The 18,048-nt window shown below is 69.3% G+C and carries 14 protein-coding genes; 1 reads left to right on the top strand and 13 read right to left on the bottom strand.

Annotated elements, in window-relative coordinates:
• Positions 1-10: 10 nt before the first annotated feature.
• On the bottom strand, positions 11-1,720 hold the full coding sequence (locus tag MPE_RS04815; RefSeq protein ID WP_011828564.1) for a DUF1302 domain-containing protein: 1,710 nt from the start codon (positions 1,718-1,720) through the stop codon (positions 11-13).
• Between the two features lie 250 nt (positions 1,721-1,970).
• The gene (locus tag MPE_RS04810; RefSeq protein WP_011828563.1) at positions 1,971-3,023 is read right to left on the bottom strand and encodes a Rieske 2Fe-2S domain-containing protein; all 1,053 of its coding nucleotides are present in this window, start codon (positions 3,021-3,023) and stop codon (positions 1,971-1,973) included.
• 316 nt (positions 3,024-3,339) lie between these two features.
• Here MPE_RS04810 and MPE_RS04805 point away from each other — a divergent pair, with 316 nt between their 5' ends.
• The gene (locus MPE_RS04805; RefSeq protein ID WP_148210890.1) at positions 3,340-5,169 is read left to right on the top strand and encodes a sigma-54-dependent Fis family transcriptional regulator; all 1,830 of its coding nucleotides are present in this window, start codon (positions 3,340-3,342) and stop codon (positions 5,167-5,169) included.
• On the opposite strand, the gene glcF is transcribed toward MPE_RS04805, so the two are convergent.
• The 11 genes from glcF to MPE_RS04750 form a co-directional block, all read right to left on the bottom strand.
• On the bottom strand, positions 5,154-6,389 hold the full coding sequence (gene glcF / locus MPE_RS04800) for a glycolate oxidase subunit GlcF (protein WP_011828561.1): 1,236 nt from the start codon (positions 6,387-6,389) through the stop codon (positions 5,154-5,156). The two genes, MPE_RS04805 and glcF, sit on opposite strands and share 16 nt — an antisense overlap.
• Positions 6,390-6,396: 7 nt before the next feature.
• Positions 6,397-7,503, bottom strand: a complete 1,107-nt coding sequence (gene glcE / locus MPE_RS04795) for a glycolate oxidase subunit GlcE (RefSeq protein WP_011828560.1) — start codon at positions 7,501-7,503, stop codon at positions 6,397-6,399.
• Between the two features lie 2 nt (positions 7,504-7,505).
• Positions 7,506-9,011, bottom strand: coding sequence for an FAD-linked oxidase C-terminal domain-containing protein (locus tag MPE_RS04790; RefSeq protein WP_011828559.1), 1,506 nt, complete (start codon positions 9,009-9,011; stop codon positions 7,506-7,508).
• Positions 9,012-9,017: 6 nt separating this feature from the next.
• Positions 9,018-9,458, bottom strand: coding sequence for a hypothetical protein (locus MPE_RS04785; protein ID WP_041929537.1), 441 nt, complete (start codon positions 9,456-9,458; stop codon positions 9,018-9,020).
• Positions 9,459-9,526: 68 nt separating this feature from the next.
• Entirely contained in the window at positions 9,527-9,877 is a 351-nt protein-coding gene (locus tag MPE_RS04780; RefSeq protein ID WP_011828557.1) for a ribbon-helix-helix domain-containing protein, read from the bottom strand.
• A gap of 186 nt (positions 9,878-10,063) precedes the next feature.
• On the bottom strand, positions 10,064-12,100 hold the full coding sequence (locus MPE_RS04775; RefSeq protein WP_011828556.1) for a sigma-54-dependent Fis family transcriptional regulator: 2,037 nt from the start codon (positions 12,098-12,100) through the stop codon (positions 10,064-10,066).
• Between the two features lie 108 nt (positions 12,101-12,208).
• Positions 12,209-13,600 carry an Nramp family divalent metal transporter gene (locus tag MPE_RS04770; protein ID WP_011828555.1) on the bottom strand — a complete coding sequence of 464 codons (1,392 nt, stop codon included), beginning with the start codon at positions 13,598-13,600 and terminating at the stop codon, positions 12,209-12,211.
• Between the two features lie 141 nt (positions 13,601-13,741).
• Positions 13,742-15,379 (bottom strand): molecular chaperone GroEL, encoded by a 1,638-nt coding sequence (locus tag MPE_RS04765; protein ID WP_011828554.1) that lies wholly within the window; start codon positions 15,377-15,379, stop codon positions 13,742-13,744.
• A gap of 84 nt (positions 15,380-15,463) precedes the next feature.
• Positions 15,464-15,823: an MmoB/DmpM family protein gene (locus tag MPE_RS04760; protein WP_011828553.1), complete on the bottom strand. Its 360-nt coding sequence runs from the start codon at positions 15,821-15,823 to the stop codon at positions 15,464-15,466.
• Positions 15,824-15,857: 34 nt separating this feature from the next.
• Complete coding sequence (locus tag MPE_RS04755) at positions 15,858-16,955, bottom strand: aromatic/alkene monooxygenase hydroxylase subunit beta (protein WP_011828552.1); 1,098 nt, start codon at positions 16,953-16,955, stop codon at positions 15,858-15,860.
• A gap of 13 nt (positions 16,956-16,968) precedes the next feature.
• Positions 16,969-18,030: an NADH:ubiquinone reductase (Na(+)-transporting) subunit F gene (locus MPE_RS04750; RefSeq protein ID WP_011828551.1), complete on the bottom strand. Its 1,062-nt coding sequence runs from the start codon at positions 18,028-18,030 to the stop codon at positions 16,969-16,971.
• Positions 18,031-18,048 lie beyond the last annotated feature (18 nt).

The following is an 18,048-nucleotide window of genomic DNA, read 5'->3' as shown; positions in this document are numbered from 1 at the left end:
CCGGTCTCCATCAAAGGGCACGCTGCAGCGAGAAGGAAATGAAGTTGCGGTCCTTGTAGAACTGCTTGTAGGAGAGCACCGGCGTGGGCGAGTTGGCCGGCGTGAGGAAGGTGTCCTCGCCGCCATAGAAGCCGGTGTAGGTGAGTCCGGCCTGCCAGACCGTGCGGTAGGTCGCCTTCACGCCGATCGAGAAGTCACCGCCCTTGGAGCTGCCGCCGTTGAAGTTGAAGATCGACGACGAGCGGCCGTAGAAGTTGTAGCCCACGCCGATCGGCAGCGAGAGGTCGACGCCGTCGACCACCTGGAAGTACGAAGGCTCGAAGATGAAGCGCAGCGCCGCGGCATCGCGCGTGGTGTTGGGATCGAGCGCCCCCGGGTTCTTGTCGATGCTCAGCCGGCGGTTCCACGCCACCTCGCCGAGGAAGGCGCCGGCATCCCACAGCCGCGTCTCCGACAGCACGTAGATGCCCGACACCTGCGCATGCGCCGTGTTGCCGACGGCGTAGAGCGGATGGGCGTCGTTGTCGGCGAGCACGCCCGGCAGCACCACCTGCGGGTCGCTCACCAGCGAGGCGTTGCGGCGGATCGAGCCCTCGAAGGCCAGGTTGAGCTGGCCGATCGAGGTGGTCGCGCTGGCGCCGTAGGTCTTGATGCCCTCGTGGTAGACCTGCTGGATCGCGCCGACCCGGCCGCTCACCACGTCGGGCGCGGCCGACGGCGTGAGATACAGCGCGGCACCCTTGTCGTGGTAGCGCGCCGCGTAGACGCCGAACTCCCATTCGCTCCCGGTCGGGGCCCAGCGGAACTGCAGGCCGCCCTGCCCCGAGTTCCTGGCCTCGATGTCGGCGCCGCGCCAGAATGCCGCCGCGCCGCCGCCAGGGGTGATGGGGGCGCCGACGATGAAGCGCTCGGCGCCGTCGCCGACGAAGTCGAAGGCGCTGAGGTAGCTGCCGGCGGCCGGGATGATGCTCTCGCGGAACTTGAACTGGTAGTACGCGCCCAGCGTCATCTGCGAATTGATCTGGAGCACGCTGGAGATCTGCTCCACCGGCCGCAGGATCTCCTTGAACTGCGAACTCGGCACGGTGAGCAGCTTCACCAGGTCGACCGGCCCCTGCGCGGCCGCGATGCCGTTCGAGCCGAAGAACAGGCTCTCGCCGTAGATCAGCGTGTGGCGACCGAGCCGCACCGTCAGCGGCATCGAGCCGAGATCGGTCTTGCCGAACGCGAAGAAGTCGAGCACCTCGGCCTTGCGCCCGTGCAGCTTGCGCGTGGCGTCGGTGAAGCGGTCGGGGCCGACGCTGGTGGAGTTGGCCGAGGCCGGTGAGTCGTGGTCGTTGCGGCGGTTGTAGACCGTGTCGTACCAGGCCGCACCGCTGGCACGGAAGCCCAGGCTCTTCCAGCCCACATCGACCTCGGACAGCAGGTCGATGCGGTTCGAGATCAGGCCCTTGTCGAAGTTGCGGTCGCCGTCGTCGAGGTTGACGTCCTGGAGCAGCCGCTCGGACTGGCTCTTCACGCGAAACGCGTTGCTGTACTTGAAGGTGTTGTCCCAGCGGAGCTTGAGGTCCGGGTTGTCGGTCCGGATCTCGAAGGCGTGTGCCGCGCCCCCGGGCAGGCCAAACGGCAGGGCGAGCGCCGCCGCCGCCACGCAGCGCGTGCCCAGCGCACGAGACGCCGCACACGACCGCCCAAAGGCCGATGTCGATATCTTTCTCATCTTGTCTCCGTTGTCGATGGGTGTTGTTGACTGACGCATCACCGCCGCACTTCGTCCGGTGCGTGGAGGCCGGGATTGCAAACGCGATGCCATGCCGCAGGGCGATCGCAAGCGCTTGATTTCAAAGAACTTCTGCCGCGTTTCAGTGAAAACCCGCGCCCTCCGCGGACCTCGTCCGCTTCGGCATTTGTCGAAACGCCGCGGGGTCGATCTCCGCATTTACCGAAGCAGCGCATCGCCTTGCGTCCGGTCAGGCCGGAACGATCTCGATCGCGCGCGCCTCCGCCTTCAGCAGGCGGTCCAGCACCCACAGCAACTTGCCGGGCCCCGCGTCGTGGACGATGTCCACGCTGGGCGCGTCGGGGCGCTCGCGCATCCGCTGGTACTGCCCTTCGAGCATCGCCTTGTCCTCGAGGAAGGCGTCGTTGTTGGCCTCGTGCATCAGGTCGGTGAGGCCCGGCATGTCGGTGGCGCGGCTGCAGCCCCAGGAGTAGTAGTAGTCGCAGGAGTGCGCGTCGCGCGGCGTCACGGCCTGGCTGGAGAAGGTGTCGAGCACCAGGCGTCCGTTGGTCGGCCCCTCGGTCGCGCTGCCCACCTCGTGCACCGAGAAATGCAGGATGAAGTTGCATGGCACGCTCATGCGCACATGGACCTGGATGTCGAACAGCGCGCCCTCCGGGAACAGGTGCCTGGCGAAACTGGGGGGCGGCGTGCGGCGCACGCAGTAGCGGGTGTCGATGCCGCGCTCGGTCAGCTCATGGCGCGGCTTGATGTTCGACCAGGCATCCGATCCGCCCAGCGTCTGGCTGTGCACCCAGGCCACGTGGCTCAGGTCGGCCAGGTTCGCGATCTCCTGCCGGTAGTTGGTGTCGACGCGCACATAGCCGAGCCGCAGGTTCCAGGCCGGGTCGCCAGGACCGATGGCCTCGCAGATCAACGCCGGGTCGGCCTTCGCGGGCTCGCCCATCCAGACCCAGATCCAGTTGTCGCGCTCGACGACCGGGTAGGTGCGCACGCAGGCCTTCTCGGGGATCCGGCTCATGCCCGGGATCTCGGTGCAGCGGCCGTCGGGCCCGAACTTCATGCCGTGGTACATGCAGCGGATCGAGTCGCCCTCCTTGCGCCCCAGCGACAGCGGTGCGTGCCGGTGGCAGCAGCGGTCCTCCATCGCCACCACCGCGGCATCGGGTCGACGGTAGAGCACCAGCGACTCGCCGGCGATGCGCCGCGCCAGCAGGCCGTCACGGCCCAGGCTCAGGTCCTTGTCCCACCCCGCGCAGTACCACGCGTTCTTCACAAACATCGCATCTCCTCGTTGGCTGGTGATCGGCGGCCCGCTGGCCTCCGCGGCGGCACACCGCAAGCCATAGGCCATCGGACGCCGTGCGTCGTGCAAGGCGTCGACTGCTGCACCGCAGCGTCACCGCCGGCGGTGCGCACCTCCATGGGAGAGAGGTAGCTGCGAAAGGGCTCGGTCGGGGCGATGGCTGCTGCATCGCAACAGCTGCTCCATAGTGGAAAGCGCTGCCCGGCCTCGCGTCGCGAGCGAACAAAATTCCTCACTCACCGAGGACTCGATGAGCAATCCTCTCCATTCGCATGCGCACGGGATCACGTCGATGAACGCTTCACCTGCACCGAACGCCGCCGACTTTCTCCACGCGCATTACCTGGCCAGTCGCAGCGACCCGTCGGCCACGGAGCTCCGGCCCACGCACCGCGAGTTGGCGGAGTGGCTGACCTTCGACCCGGACACCGGGCGCATCTGGCTCGACGACGAGCGCATGGTGATGCTGAACCACCAGACGCTCGGCTCGCTGCGCAGCGAACTGATCCAGGGCGTCGGTGTGGAGCGGGCGCGCGGCATCCTCACCCGCAGCGGCTACATCGCCGGCATGCGCGACGCGCGCTTCGTGGCCTCGCACTGGCCCAAGGAAGACCCGGTCGGCAAGCTGCTGGCCGGCACGCGCCTGTTCGGCCTGCAGGGCCTCGCCCGTGTCGAGGCGGTGCACTTCGACTACGACCCCGAGCGCATCGCCTTCAGCGGCGAGTTCTTCTGGCATCACTCGCTGGAGGACGACGAACACATCAACGCCTTCGGCGTCGGCACCGACGCGGGCTGCTGGCTGCCGATCGGCTACGCCAACGGCTACGTCTCCACGCTGCTTGGCACGTCGATCATCTTCCGCGAGCTCGAGTGCCGCTCGACCGGTGCCTCGGTCTGCCGCGTGATCGGCAAGGCCGCCCGCGACTGGGACAACGTGGAGGAAGACCTGCGCTACATGCAGGCCGAGGGCTTCGTCGGCGAGCGCCCGGGTCCGGAACCGACGCCGCGCGACGGTCCGCGCCTCGGCGTGCACGACGCCGCGGCGGATGCGGCGCCGCGCATGGTGGGCGTCTCGTCGAGCTTCAATGCCGCCTGCCACTCGCTGCGCAAGGTGGCCACCACCACCGCGACGGTCCTGTTCTTCGGCGAGTCCGGGGTCGGCAAGGAGCTGTTCGCCAAGATGCTGCACGAGATCAGCGAGCGACGCGACGGGCCCTTCGTGTCGGTCAACTGCGCGGCGATCCCGGAGAACCTTGTCGAGGCCGAGCTGTTCGGCGTCGAGCGCGGCGCCTACACCGGCGCCCACGCGTCACGGCCGGGCCGCTTCGAGCGCTCGCACCGGGGCACGCTGTTCCTCGACGAGATCTCGTCGCTGAGCCTGGTCGCGCAGAGCAAGCTGCTGCGCGCGCTGCAGGAGAGCGAGGTCGAGCGGGTCGGTGGCACCCGCCCGATCCGGCTCGACCTGCGCGTGGTGGCCGCGTGCAACGTCGACCTGCGCGAGGAAGTCCGGCAGGGGCGCTTCCGCGAAGACCTGTTCTTCAGGCTCAACGTCTACCCGATCCACCTGCCGCCGCTGCGGGCCCGCAGCGAGGACGTGCCTCTGCTGATGACGCACTTCCTCAAGCTCTACGGTGCCCGCTACGGCCGGCAGATCCACGGCTTCACGCAGCGCGCGATGCGCGCGATGCTGACCTACACCTTCCCCGGCAACGTGCGCGAACTGCAGAACATGATCGAGCGGGCCGTGATTGCCGCCAGCGACGAGCCGCAGATCGATACCGTGCACCTGTTCCGCGACGAGCTGTTCAACGCGAAGTCGACCTTCGCCGTCGGCGATCAAGGCCGATTGGCCGACACCGAGGGGTCGGCGCCCTCCGCGCCGCATCCGGAGCCCTCGGGCGACGAGACGCTGCTCGACCGGGTGCTCCGCCTGCGCAGCGCGGTGCGGAGCCCTCAGGCGTCCGACACCTGGCTCGAAGAACTGGAGACCCAGCTCGTCGAGGAAGCGGTGCAACGCTGCAACGGCAACATGGCCGCCGCGGCACGGCTGATCGGCATGGCGCGGACGCAGGTGGTCTATCGCATGCGCAGGAAGAACGTGACGACTCAGGCGAGGGCCTGATCCACCATCTCCACCCAATGCTGCACCGGCACGGCCGTCCCGGACTGCAGGTGCAGGATGCACCCGACGTTGGCCGAGACGATCACGTCCGGCTCGTGCGTGTTCAGGCTCGACAGCTTGCGATCGCGCAGCGCCGTCGCGATGCCCGGCTGCAGCACGCTGTAGGCACCGGCCGAGCCGCAGCACAGGTGTCCATCGCCGGCCGAAGCCGTCACGTCGAAGCCGAGCGCCGCGAGTGCGGCCTCGACACCGCCGCGCAGTCGCTGCGCATGTTGCAGCGTGCACGGCGTGTGCACCGACACCCGGCGCTCGGCCCCCTGCGGCCGCATCCTGGCCCGCAGGGCCGGCAGCAGGTCGGGCAGCAGTTCGCTCAGGTCCCTGGCCAGGGCGCTGATGCGGGCGGCTCGTTCGGCATAGGCCGGTTCGTGCGCGAGGGCCTCGCCGTACTCCTTGACCACCGCGCCGCAGCCCGAGGCATTGACGAGGATGCATTCCACGTCGCCGGATTCGACGGCAGGCCACCATGCGTCGATGTTGCGACGCATGTCCGCCAGCCCGCCCTCGGCGTCGCTCAGATGGGTGCGCAAGGCCCCGCAACAGCCGCCCTCCGCGGCGACCAGGGTCTGGATCCCGGCGGCATCGAGCACGCGCGCCGTCGCGGCGTTGATGTTCGGCAGCATCGCCGGCTGCACACAGCCCTGCAGCAGCATCACCTTGCGCGGGTGCTCGGTGCGAGGCCAGTCCGACGCTCGCGCGCCCGCGCGCCGCGGCAGCTTCTTCTTCAGCACCCCGGGCAGCGCCGGCCGCAGCAGCTGCCCCAGGCGCACGGCCGGACCGACCAGCGGCGACGTCAGGCCTTCCTTCAGCACCCAGCGGACCGCGCGCTCGGCCACCGGCCGCTGCACCCGGGCGTCGACGACCTGGCGACCGATGTCGACCAGCCGACCGTAGTGCACACCGCTCGGGCAGGTGGTCTCGCAGTTGCGGCAGGTCAGGCAGCGGTCCAGGTGACGCTGCGTGCTGCGGCTGGCCTCGCCGCCCTCGAACACCTGCTTGATCAGGTAGATGCGCCCGCGCGGGCCGTCGAGTTCGTTGCCCTCGAGCTGGTAGGTGGGACAGGTGGCCGTGCAGAACCCGCAGTGCACGCAGCTGCGCAGGATGGCTTCGGCTTCGGCGGCTTCGCGATCGCCGTGGAACTCGGGACTCAACTGGATTTGCATGACGGTCTCAGAGGCCTTCGTGGAGCCGGCCCGGGTTGAACAGCCGCTCCGGATCGAAGGCCTGCTTGAGCCGATGGTGCAGCTGCAGCAGCGCCGGCGAGAGCGGTGAGAACGGGCCGGCTTCCCGGCCGTCACCACGCATCAGCGTGGCGTGGCCGCCCACGCGGGCAGCCGCCTGACGCACGCAGGCGATCGGCTCCCTCGACCGGAGCCAGCGCAGTGCGCCTCCCCATTCGACGAAGGTCTCGCCCGACAGCTCGAGCGGCGGCACGCCTCGCGGCACCGACAGGCGCCAGAGCCGCACGCCCCGGAGCTGGGCCGAGGGATCGAGGTCGAAGAACGGATGCAGCTGGTCGCGCACCGAGGTCCACCACGAAGCGGCAGCCCGCTCGTGAAGTTCGTCCCCACCCAGGGCCACCCGGGCGGCCCGCACCGCCGCGGCGGCACCGTCGAGACGGACCCGCAGGTGCCCGTCGTGCCAGGCCGTGGCGCCGATCGACAGCGGTTGCGAGGCCCAGGCGGCGAGCCGTCTCAGCGCATCGGCCTGCGTCGCGCAATCGAGACTGATCGTCACCGAGGCCGGTGGCCGGGGTAGCACCTTCAGCGACACCTCGAGCAGCACGCCGAGGATACCGAGCGAGCCGGCCATCAGCCGCGACACGTCGTAGCCCGCGACGTTCTTGATCATCTGCCCGCCGAAGGAGAGGCATTCGCCCCGCCCGTTCAGCAGACGCACGCCGAGCACGTGGTCGCGCAGCGCCCCCGCCGCGATCCGGCCGGGCCCGCTCAGGCCGGCGGCGACCATGCCACCCACGGTGCCGCCGGGCGCAAAGCGCGGCGGCTCGAAGGCCAGGTGCTGGCCCCGATCGGCCAGCAGCGCCTCCAGCCTGGCGAGCGGCTCGCCGGCACGCACCGTGACGACCAGCTCGGTGGGCTCATAGCTCCGCACGCCAGCCAGCGGGCGCAGGTCCAGCAGGTCGCCGTGCGGCGCTCCGCCGTAGAAGCGCTTGGTGCCGCCGCCGCGGATCTCGAGGCGTCGGCCTTCGTTGCGAGCCTCGAGCACCTGCTCGACCAGGCGGAGTTCGGTCGCGTCGGAGGGCGAGAGCGGTTCCATCGTCAGAAGCGCGGCAGGTCCGCGAACGGCAGGCGCCCGCCCCTCACCGTCATGCGGCCGTACTCGGCACAGCGGTTCAGCGTCGGGATGGCCTTGCCGGGATTGAGCAGCGAGCGCGGGTCGAAGGCCTCCTTCAGGCGCAGCATCTGCTCGCGTTCCTCCTGCGTGAACTGCACGCACATCGAGTTGAGTTTCTCGACGCCCACGCCGTGCTCGCCGGTGATGCTGCCGCCCATCTCGACGCTGGTCTCCAGGATCTCCGCGCCGAAGCGCTCGGCGCGCTGCAACTGGTCGGGGTCGTTGGCGTCGAACAGGATCATCGGGTGCAGGTTGCCGTCGCCGGCATGGAACACGTTGCAGCAGCGCAGGCCGTAGCTCACCGACATCTCGCCGATGCGGCCCAGCATCTCGGCCAGCTTGCGGCGCGGGATGGTCGAGTCCATGCAGAGGTAGTCGGGGCTGATACGCCCGCTGGCCGGGAACGCGTTCATGCGCCCGCTCCAGAACTTCAGGCGCTCGGCCTCGCTGGTGCTGATGTCGAAGCGTGTCGCGCCGGCCCCTTCCATCACCGCCACCATGCGGGCGATCTCCTCCTCCACCTCCTCGGGCGTGCCGTCGCTCTCGCAGATGAGGATGGCGTGGGCGTCGAGGTCGTAGCCGGCGTGCACGAAGTCCTCGACGGCGGCGGTCATCGGCTTGTCCATCATCTCCAGGCCGGCCGGGATGATGCCGGCGCCGATCAGCGCGGCCACCGCGTTGCCGGCCTTGCGCACGTCGTCGAAGCTGGCCAGGATGGCGCGCGCCAGCAGCGGCTTGGGCACCAGCTTCACGGTGACCTCGAGCGTCACCGCCAGCATGCCCTCGGAGCCGATCACCGCCGACAGCAGGTCCAGGCCGGGCGCGTCGAGCGCCTCGGAGCCGAACTCGACCGGCTCGCCGTCGGCGAGATAGCCCCGCACGCGCAGCACGTTGTGCAGCGTGAGCCCGTACTTGAGGCAATGCACGCCACCGGCGTTCTCGGCCACGTTGCCGCCGATGGTGCAGGCGATCTGGCTGCTGGGGTCCGGCGCGTAGTAGAGACCGTGCGGCGCCGCGGCCTCGCTGATCGCCGCATTGCGCACGCCGCACTGGACCGTGGCCGTGCAGGCGATCCGATCGACGGACACGATGCGGTTCAGGCGCGCCAGCGACAGCGTCACGCCGCGCTCGTGCGGCAGCGCCCCGCCGGACAGCCCGGTGCCCGCCCCGCGCGACACCACGGGCACACCCAGCGCATGGCAGGTGCGCAGCACGTCGGCCACCTGCGACTCGGTTTCGGGCAGCACCACGACCAGCGGCTGCGCGCGATAGGCGGTCAGACCGTCGCATTCGAACGGTCCCGTCTCTTCCTTGCGGAACAGGATGGCGTGGCGCGGCAGCACGGCACTCAGGGCCTCGACGACCCGCGTCTGGAGCGCAGCAGGGGAGGCCGAGGCGGCAGCCGCCCGGCTCGAAGGGGATCCGGACATCGCGAATCAGCCGTCGAAGGAGGTGCGCCGCGCGATGTCGAGCAGCGTCTTCCACGGCAGCAGCAGGTCGTCGCTGCAGGTGCTCGCCGAATCGATGTAGGCACGCAGCCGCCGGCCCTGCGTGATGGCGCGGGGCGCCGGTTCGACACCGGCGTCGGCCGGCCGCGCCGCCTGCCGGTCGAGGCAGCGCATCGGTTCGAGCACTGGCGCCGGGAACACGTCGACGAGCAGGTCGGCGCTGCGCCGGGCCACGCAGGCTTCCTCGCGGCCGTCGAAGTAGCGCGCGAAGTCGTGCACCAGCGCGGCGGTGATCAGCTGGTCGCAGGCGCCGGCCCGACGTGCCAGCGTGGCCGCACGCTGCCCGGCCCAGCCCGCGGAGGCCAGGGCCGCGCCACGGGGCAGGCGCCGCTCGAACTCGTCGAAGCTGCGCGGCGGACCGGCGCGCAACGGTCCCGGACTCGCCGCGGGGCCGACCGCTCCCGCCGGAAGGGGGGCTGGAATCTCCACGGTGCTCTCTAGTGCGCGAACACCGCCTGGCTTTCCTCGATGTCCCAGGTCTCCTCTTCCGCCTCGCGCCGGACCCGGTCGCGCTCCCGGCCCAGCCGGCCGGAATCGATCAGGTGGCGGACGCAGGTGACGCGCAGGAAGGATGCGAAGTTGGCCGACTCCGAACGGTGCGTGGTCGCCTCGTCGTACAGCTTGGTGATCAGCGCGTTCGTCGTGCACTTCTGTTCGGAGGCGATGTCGGACAGAACCCGCCACATCAGGTTCTCGAGCCGGATGCTGGTGATGACGCCGTGGATGCGGACGGATCGCTGCCGAGGTTCGTACTGGAGGGGATCGGCCTGGACATAGAGCTTGCACATCAGGGAGTCCTTCGCGGTGCATTGGATGCGGGCCGCTCGATGGAGTGTTTCACGACGAAGGCGGTCATCGGTAATACGCCGGCATGACGTGCCCGGCCCGCACCGGCTTTCACCGCCCCGGAGCCGGTCGGGGCTCCGTGCTGCGGTGGATCGGTGCGCGGCGAAACGTCGCGTACTGCTCGCGCTTCAGTTTTCGCCATCGTTGCTCGCCTTCACGACATCGTCGAGCTGGTAGCGCTCGACCTTCCGGTACAGCGTGCTGCGCGAGATGCCGAGCACCCGTGCAGCCAACGCCAGGTTGCCGTGCACGCGCTGGATCGCCTGCAGGATGGTCAGGCGTTCAGTGGCCTCCAGGCTCGTGAGATCGGCGTCGAGCGCCGGAGCCTTGGCGCCGTCGAGCGTCGCCAGCAGTTCTGCCGGCAACTCCTCCCGCCGCACCACCTCGTCATCGGAGGTGAGCAGGAGCGACTCGATCACGTTGCGCAGTTCACGCACATTGCCGGGCCAGGCATAGGCCCGCAACAGCTGCCGAACGTCCGGGCCGATCTCCCGGCTCGCGACGCCATGGCGCACCGACAGCGTCCGCACGAAGTGGTCGACGAGCAGGTCGACGTCGCCATCGCGTTCCCGCAGGGCCGGCACCTGGATCCGCGTGACGCCGATGCGATGGAAGAGATCGCGACGGAAGCGCCCTGCCTCGACCTCCTGCAGCAGATCACGGTTGGTCATCGCCACCAGCCGCACGTCGACCGGCCGCGGCGTGGTGTCGCCGAGCCGGTAGACCACGCCCTCCTCGAGCGCGCGCAGCAGCACCGGCTGCAGGTCCAGCGGCAGCTCGCCCACCTCGTCGAGGCACAAGGTGCCGCCGTGGGCGAGTTCGAAGCGCCCGGCTCGTCCTTCGCTGGTGGCCCCGGTGAAGGCGCCGCGCACGTGCCCGAAGAGCTCGCTGCCGATCAGCTCCTTGGTCGTCGCGCCGCAGTTGAAGGCCACGAAGCTGCCGCCCTTGCGCTCCTCCTCGTGCAGTGCGCGGGCGAACAACTCCTTGCCCGCTCCGGTTTCGCCCTGGATCAGCACCGAGACCCGGCGACGCCCGAGCAGCTTGGTGCGTTCGATCGCGCCGCGAAAGACACTGCTGGCGCCCACCACGCCCGGCAGGCACTCCGGTGCCGGGGCGGCGGCGAGGGTCGGCGCGGCCGGTGCCGGAAGCTGGGGCAGATCGCCTTCCGGGCGCTGCAGGATCCGGCCGATCGAGCGCTTGGGCACGATCAGCAGCGCGCCGATCGCGCTGCCGTCGAGGCGCACCGGGTTCATCCATTCGCCCAGCAGCCCGTCCGGCAGCCGGTTGTTCCAGGCGGAGATCTGGCGCCCCTTGAGACCGTCCGCCAGCCGCACCGCGAGATCCGGCGTGAGGCAGCCGCTGCTGTGCACGATGCGCGCGTTGCGGTCGATCACCACCATGGCGGCGGCGCCGGCCCGCCCCGGGTGGTTGAGGCAGGCCTCCAGCAGCACGTTGTGCTCGCGGCTGGTGCGCTCGGCCAGCACCGACTCGATCTGCCGGGCGCACGCCACGGCGAGCGCGAGGTTGTTGAGCTGGAAGGTCGCGGGCGGGCCCGAGATATCGATCACGCCGAGCAGCTGATCGGTGCCGGACAGGTAGACCGGGGCGGCCGCGCAGGTCCAGCTCTTGATGCCTTCGCAGAAATGCTGCGCGGCATGCACCTGGATCGGCCGGCCGGTGGCCAGCGCGGTGCCGATGCCGTTGGTACCGACCACGCTCTCGTTCCAGTTGCCGCCGTGGGTCAGGTGGATATCCTGCGCCGCGTCCAGCGTGCGCGCATCGCCCGATGATTCGAGCACGATGCCGGTGGCATCGGTCAGCAGCATGATCGAGCCCGACTTCGCGAGCAGGTGTGCCGACGACATGAAGATGCCCTGCGCGGCCCAGACCAGATCGCGGTTGCGCAGCCGGAGCTGCTCGAGCTCGTCGTCGCCCCGGATCGCGAGCGGGGCCTTGCGCGAGCCGGGTTCGACGCCGAAGCGGCGGCTGCGCTGCCACGACGACAGCACGTGCTTGGGCACGGCCGACTGCACGAGCGACTGCCCGGAGACGAACTGCTCCCAGGCCTGTGTGGTCTCCCGAACACCTTGCGGCTCGAACTCGCCTTGTGGCCCGATCGACAACGGCGGCGTCGTCACGGGCTTGGGGAAATGGCTGTTGACCATGGCTGTCTCCTCCGACCTGCGGGCTCGTCCGGGCGTGGTGCCTCAGCGCGCCTTGCTTGTTCCGGGATTGGGCGTCACGCGCCCCTGCATTGCCATCGGGGCCGCACCCTAGGCAGCTCGCTCCTCCAGCACCGCCGGTGCAGACAGTTTCAGGGGCACGCACGAGATCCACAACAGCAGGGTCGTCAAGGCACCGACCAGCACGTAGGCATACCAGGGCGCACCGTCCGCGGAACCTGCAGCCAGCGTGCGCCACACCAGCCAGGCGTTCAGCGACACGATGCCGGCCGCGGCCGACCAGGCGGCGACCCGGACCCAGCGCGGGCTGGCGAACTGACCCATCAGTTGTCGATCGCTCGTGAACCGGACCAGCGGCACGATGGCGAACGGCAGCTGCAGGCTCAGCACCACCTGGCTCATGATCAGCAGCTGCAGCACGCCGGCATCGCCCTGGTAGAGCAGCACCCCGACGGCCGGCACGATGGCCAGCCCGCGGGTCAGCAGCCGGCGCGCCAGCGGGCTCATGCGCAGCGACAGGAAGCCCTCCATCACCACCTGGCCCGCCAGCGTGCCGGTGAGCGTGGAGCTCTGGCCGGCGGCGAGCAGTGCGATCGCGAACACGGTGGCCGCCAGCGTGGTGCCGACCAGCGGCGTCAGCAGGCTGTGCGCCTGCTGGAGCTCATTGACCTCGATGCCCTGCGTGAAGAAGGTCGAGGCCGACAGCACCAGGATCGACGCATTGATGATGAACGCGATGTTCAGCGCCAGCAGCGTGTCGACGAAGTTGTAGCGGATGGCCTCGCGCTGGCCCTGGGGGGTGTGCGAGATGCGACGCGTCTGCACCAGCGACGAATGCAGGTAGAGGTTGTGCGGCATCACCGTCGCGCCGAGGATGCCGATCGCGACCAGCAGGCTGTTGGCGTCGATGCGCGGGACCAGGCCGCCGACGATGTCGCCGAGCACCGGCTGCACCAGCACCATCTCGATCGCCATGCACACGCCGATGGTGAGCACCAGTGCGGCGACCACGGCCTCGAGCTTGCGGATGCCGTAGTGCTGCAGCACCATGATGAGCATCACGTCGAAGGCGGTGATGACCACACCCCATAGCAGCGGGATGCCGAACAGCATGTTGAGTGCAATCGCGCTGCCCAGCAGCTCGGCCAGGTCGCAGGCGATGATCGCCAGCTCGCACAGCACCCACAGCGCCATCGACACCGGGCGCGAGTAGCCGGCCCGGCAGGCCTGGGCGAGGTCGAGTCGACCGACGATGCCCAGCCGCGCGGCCAGACTCTGCAGCAGCACCGCGATGATGTTCGACGCCAGCAGCACCCACAGCAGCTGATAGCCGAAGCGCGCGCCGCCCTCCAGGTCGGTGGCCCAGTTGCCCGGGTCCATGTAGCCCACGCTCACCATGGCCGCCGGCCCGATGAAGCCGAACATGCGCCACTGTCCCGGGACACGCCAACGCATGTCCACGCTTTGCTCGAGGTTGGTCATGTCCCCTCCTTCTTCTTGTCGTGCCTGTCGCCCAACATCCCGGCCGTCAGAACCAGTGCCCGACGAGTCCGGCGATGGCGATCACGAGGCCTGCGCCCGTGATCACCAGTCCGCAGATCAGCCGGGTGCGCCGGCGACGCGTCATTGCCGCCCCAGCCGCTCCGCACCCCCGCCCAGCGCCGGGCCCGCGGTGGGGTCCATGTCTTCCGGCTTCTTGGCGATGAGCGTCTGCGTGGTGAGGATCAGCGCCGCCACCGAGACGGCATTGCGCACGGCGCTGTAGCTCACCTTCACCGGGTCGATAATCCCGACCGCCGCCAGGTCGACGAAGCGGCCGTCGCGTGCGTCGAGCCCGACCCCCGGCGCCGAGTCCAGCGCCTTGCGCACCGCCGCCGGGCCGTCGAGGCCGGCGTTGGCGGCGATGTGGCGCAGCGGCTGCTGCAGCGCGCGCTGCAACAGGCGCACGCCTTCGCGCACCGCACCCTCGCTGCGCGCCACCTCGGCGTCCAGCCCGCTCGACACCCGCAGCAGGGCCAGGCCGCCGCCGGGGACCACTCCTTCGGCGACCGCAGCGCGTGCCGCGTGGATGGCGTCCTCCACCAGGTGGAGGCGGCGCTTCTGCTCCACCGGCGTCGCACCGCCCACCTGCAGCAGCGCGGTCCCGCCCGACAGCTTCGACAGCCGCTCCTTGAGCTTGTCCTTGTCGATGTTCGGCGGCGCCAGTTCGTGCTGGCGTGCCACCTGCTGGCGGCGCGCGGCGATCAGTGCCGGATCGCCACCGCCGGCGCTGATGACCGTCTGGTTGGACGAGATCCGCACCTGGCGCGCGCGGCCCAGGTCGCGCAGTTCCACCGCGCCCAGGCTGCCGCCAAGGTCGCGCGCGATCACGCGGCCACCGGTCAGGATGGAGATGTCCTCCAGCATGGCCTTGCGCCAGTGTCCGTACTCGGGCGGATGGATGGCCGCCACCGGGATGCCGGACTTCTCGCGCCAGGCCAGCAGCGTGACGATGCACGCCGGAGCCACCTCGTCCGCGATGATGAGCAGCGGGCGCTTGGCCTCGCCGGCCAGTCGCAGCAGCAGCCCGACCTCCTCCTGGGTCTGCAGGCGCTGGTCCGTCATCAGGATCAGTGGCTGCTCCAGCACCACCTGCATCTTCTCGACGTCGGAGATCATGTGGTGCGACAGGTAGCCGCGGTCGAAGGCCATGCCGTCCACCACGTCCAGCACCGTCTCGACGGTGGTGCCGAACTCGACGTCGACGATGCCGTCGGCGCCCACGCGTTCCAGGGCCTCGGCCACCAGGTGGCCGGTCGTCTCGTCGTTCGCCGCCACCACCGCCACGGCGCGCAGGGCCTCGGTGTTCGCCAGCGGCGTCGCCGCCGACTTCAGCAGCCCGATGGCCGCGGCCACGCCGCGCTCCAGGCCTTCCACCAGCTCCACCGGATTCGCGCCTTTGGCCAGGCAGGCCAGGCCGTCCTGCACCAGCGCATCGGCCAGCACCGTGGCCGTGGTGGTGCCATCGCCGGCGATCTCGTTGGTCTGCTTCGAGACCTCGCGCAGCACCTGCGCGCCGATGTTCTCGAACGGGTCCTCGAGCTCGATCTCGGCGGCGATGCTGACACCGTCGCGCGAGATGATCGGCGTGCCGATCGGGCGGTCGATGATGGCGTTCATGCCGCGCGGGCCCAGCGTCCCGCGGACCGCCTTGGCCAGCTTCGCGACACCCCGGCCCAGCGCCAGGCGTGCCTCTTCGTCATGCAACATGATGTTGGGCATGGCTCGTCTCCTCTGTCTCTCGTGTGGCTGGCTGTTCAAGTGCCCCTGCGATGGACGCCGCGGCGCCCATCGCAGGCGGGGGCACTATTCGTACTGCATCGCTTCTTCCATGTTCCCGAACAGGACCACGGTGTTCTCGTCGACCATCACCATCCGACCGTAGTGGGTCGAGGTGGAGATCTCGAACAGGTGGGGCGTCATCTCGCGGCCCAGCGTCTCGGCGATCTCGTCCATCTTGAACTCGATGCGGCCCTCGCCGTCGATGCGGATCATCGCGGGCATGTAGGTCACGCGGATGCCGGGCTTGGTGGCCATCAGCTCGGCGATCGCGCGCGCCTCGACGCTGTCGTTCATCGTCACACCGCACTGGTGGGACACGGTTTCCTCGAAGGCCAGATCCTTGAAGGCCTTGAAGATCGAACTGCTGTTCGTGGTAGCTGACATGGTGTTGTCCTTGGTTCAGTGGGGTCGGGGGGCGTCAGGCGGCCAGCGAGGCCGGCAGTGCCACGCCGATCTGCTGCGAGATGGCCTTCACGCGCTCGACGGCGGCGGCATAGGCAGCCTCGAACTGCGCGACCTTGGTGCGCGGCAGCGACCAGATCGGCTGCAGGTTCTTGGCGGCGCTCACGGCCATGTCGCCGTAGCGCGCCATCCAGCCGGCGAACAGGGCCTTGTTGTGCGCGCCGTGGGTGGCGTCGGCGGTGAGCATGTGGAACAGCTCGACCGAGTTGGCGAGGTTGCGCTGGTAGTCGCCTTCGGCCGAGGACACCACGGTCGGCGTCAGGAAGTCGTTCTGCGCGGCGGCGGCCTGCATGAAGAAGCCGCTGCGGAACAGCTCGCCCACCAGCGGCTCGAACACCATGTTCACCGCGAAGTACTTCTCGAGGTAGTCGGTCGCACCGCCGATGGCCTCGATCAGCTGGCGCGTGGGTTGCCAGATCGGATCTTCCAGCCACTGCGTCTTGCCGATCTCGGCGTCGAAGCCCTCGATGTCGAGGCCGATGTCACCGAGGTAGAGCGTGATGTCCTGGGCGAAGCGCAGCTTGTATGACGAATTGGTCAGGATCGTCGAGTTGATCATCTGTGTGTAGCCGTACCGCTGCGCGTGCATCAGCGAGGTTCCGAGCCCGAACTCCGCATGCTTGTAGGCGCCGAGATGCTTCTCCAGGACCTTGACCCAGGTCTTGTCGTAGCGCTGCGCGGCGCCCGAGCGGCGCGCGTTCTCGATCGCCTGCGAGATCATCCCGACGATGGTCGACTGGCGCTGGTAGTGGGTGCGCTCCCACTCCTCGTCGACCGAGCGGTAGACGTGCCAGTCGCTCGAGCGCGCGGCGGTCCACGATTCGGTGTAGGTGGTGTCGCCGTTGCCGAAGGACATGATCCAGTCCTGCAGCAGGTAGCGCTTCGGGTCGGGCTGCACGTCGAGGGTCATGTCCTCGTAGTGCGTCGCCTTGCGGCCCTTGGGGGTGAAGTAGTTGTACTTGCGGCTGTCCCAGCCCGCGAAGCGCGCGGAACCGGCGGCGCCCGTCGCGGTCGACGGGGTGTCGGGCGTCGTGTTGTTGGTGGCTTGGCTCATGTCTCTCTCCTGATCAATGAACGTGGTTGGGTGCGCTGGCGCTGGCCTGGGTGAACTTGTCGACATAGGTGCGGTCCAGCGCGACGCCGAGGCGCTGCAGGACCGGCAGCAGGGCATCGACCATCGGCGGCGGGCCACAGGTGTAGGCATCGACCTCGCCGGGCTGGGGACGCGCACGCTGGATGCGCTCGACGGCCTCGTGCACGAAGCCGGTCTCGCCCTGCCAGGCGTCTTCCTCGGTGGCCTGCGACAGCACGGGGATGAATTCGAAGTCGGGGAGCTTGGCGGCGATGGCCGCGAATTCCTCGACGAAGAACAGGTCCTTGCGCGTGCGGGCGCCGTAGTAGAAGCGGATCGGCCGCTGTTCGCCGCTCTCGATGTGATCCTGCAGGATCGACCACAGCGGCGACATGCCGGAGCCGCCGCCCACCAGCACCATCGGACCCGGGCGCTCCTCGCGGCGGAAGCAGCTGCCGTACGGGCCCTTCAGCGTGACCGGCGTGCCGGGCTTCAGGTCACCGTCGAGCAGCGAAGAGAACGCGCCCTCCGGGTACTTGCGGATGATGAAGCGCACCGTGTCCGGCGAGCTCTGCGTACTGGCCATCGAGTAGGAGCGCGTGACACCGGCATGCGGCACGCTGAGCTCCACGAACTGGCCGGCCCAGAACCGGATCGGCTGCTCGACCTTGATCTCCAGCATGCGGATGTCGTGCGTCAGCGAACTCACCGACACCAGCTCGCCTTCGAAGGTCTTGATCGCGATCGAGCGACGCATCGCGTCCTCGTCGTAGTTCAGCAGTTCGACCGTGAGGTCGCTGTAGGCATAGGTTCTGCACAGCAGCACCTGGCCGCCGTCGCGCTCGTGGTCGGGCAGCGCGAACGTGGAATGGCCCTCGACCTCGGCGTCGCCGTCCAGCACCACGCACTTGCAACTGCTGCAGCGGCCTTCACGGCAACCGTGAGGCAGGGCGATGCCCTGCCGGAACGCCGCATCCAGGACCCACTCCCCCTCTTCCACCTCCATCTCGACGCCGACCGGCTCGAAACGAACGGTGTGGACTGTTTTTGCAGACATGTCTGTCCCCGAATAATC

Source organism: Methylibium petroleiphilum PM1 (assembly GCF_000015725.1).
In the GTDB taxonomy this organism is placed as follows: domain Bacteria; phylum Pseudomonadota; class Gammaproteobacteria; order Burkholderiales; family Burkholderiaceae_C; genus Methylibium; species Methylibium petroleiphilum.
Note: the sequence above shows the minus strand (reverse complement) of the source record. Positions and strands in the feature narration are given on the sequence as shown.

Bases quoted from the DNA above. Each gene is read 5' to 3' on its own strand.
- MPE_RS04815 (WP_011828564.1), bottom strand. From the start codon at position 1,720: ATGAGAAAGATATCGACATCGGCCTTTGGGCGGTCGTGTGCGGCGTCT.
- MPE_RS04810 (WP_011828563.1), bottom strand. From the start codon at position 3,023: ATGTTTGTGAAGAACGCGTGGTACTGCGCGGGGTGGGACAAGGACCTG.
- MPE_RS04805 (WP_148210890.1), top strand. From the start codon at position 3,340: ATGAACGCTTCACCTGCACCGAACGCCGCCGACTTTCTCCACGCGCAT.
- glcF (WP_011828561.1), bottom strand. From the start codon at position 6,389: ATGCAAATCCAGTTGAGTCCCGAGTTCCACGGCGATCGCGAAGCCGCC.
- glcE (WP_011828560.1), bottom strand. From the start codon at position 7,503: ATGGAACCGCTCTCGCCCTCCGACGCGACCGAACTCCGCCTGGTCGAG.
- MPE_RS04790 (WP_011828559.1), bottom strand. From the start codon at position 9,011: ATGTCCGGATCCCCTTCGAGCCGGGCGGCTGCCGCCTCGGCCTCCCCT.
- MPE_RS04780 (WP_011828557.1), bottom strand. From the start codon at position 9,877: ATGTGCAAGCTCTATGTCCAGGCCGATCCCCTCCAGTACGAACCTCGG.
- MPE_RS04775 (WP_011828556.1), bottom strand. From the start codon at position 12,100: ATGGTCAACAGCCATTTCCCCAAGCCCGTGACGACGCCGCCGTTGTCG.
- MPE_RS04770 (WP_011828555.1), bottom strand. From the start codon at position 13,600: ATGACCAACCTCGAGCAAAGCGTGGACATGCGTTGGCGTGTCCCGGGA.
- MPE_RS04765 (WP_011828554.1), bottom strand. From the start codon at position 15,379: ATGCCCAACATCATGTTGCATGACGAAGAGGCACGCCTGGCGCTGGGC.
- MPE_RS04760 (WP_011828553.1), bottom strand. From the start codon at position 15,823: ATGTCAGCTACCACGAACAGCAGTTCGATCTTCAAGGCCTTCAAGGAT.
- MPE_RS04755 (WP_011828552.1), bottom strand. From the start codon at position 16,955: ATGAGCCAAGCCACCAACAACACGACGCCCGACACCCCGTCGACCGCG.
- MPE_RS04750 (WP_011828551.1), bottom strand. From the start codon at position 18,030: ATGTCTGCAAAAACAGTCCACACCGTTCGTTTCGAGCCGGTCGGCGTC.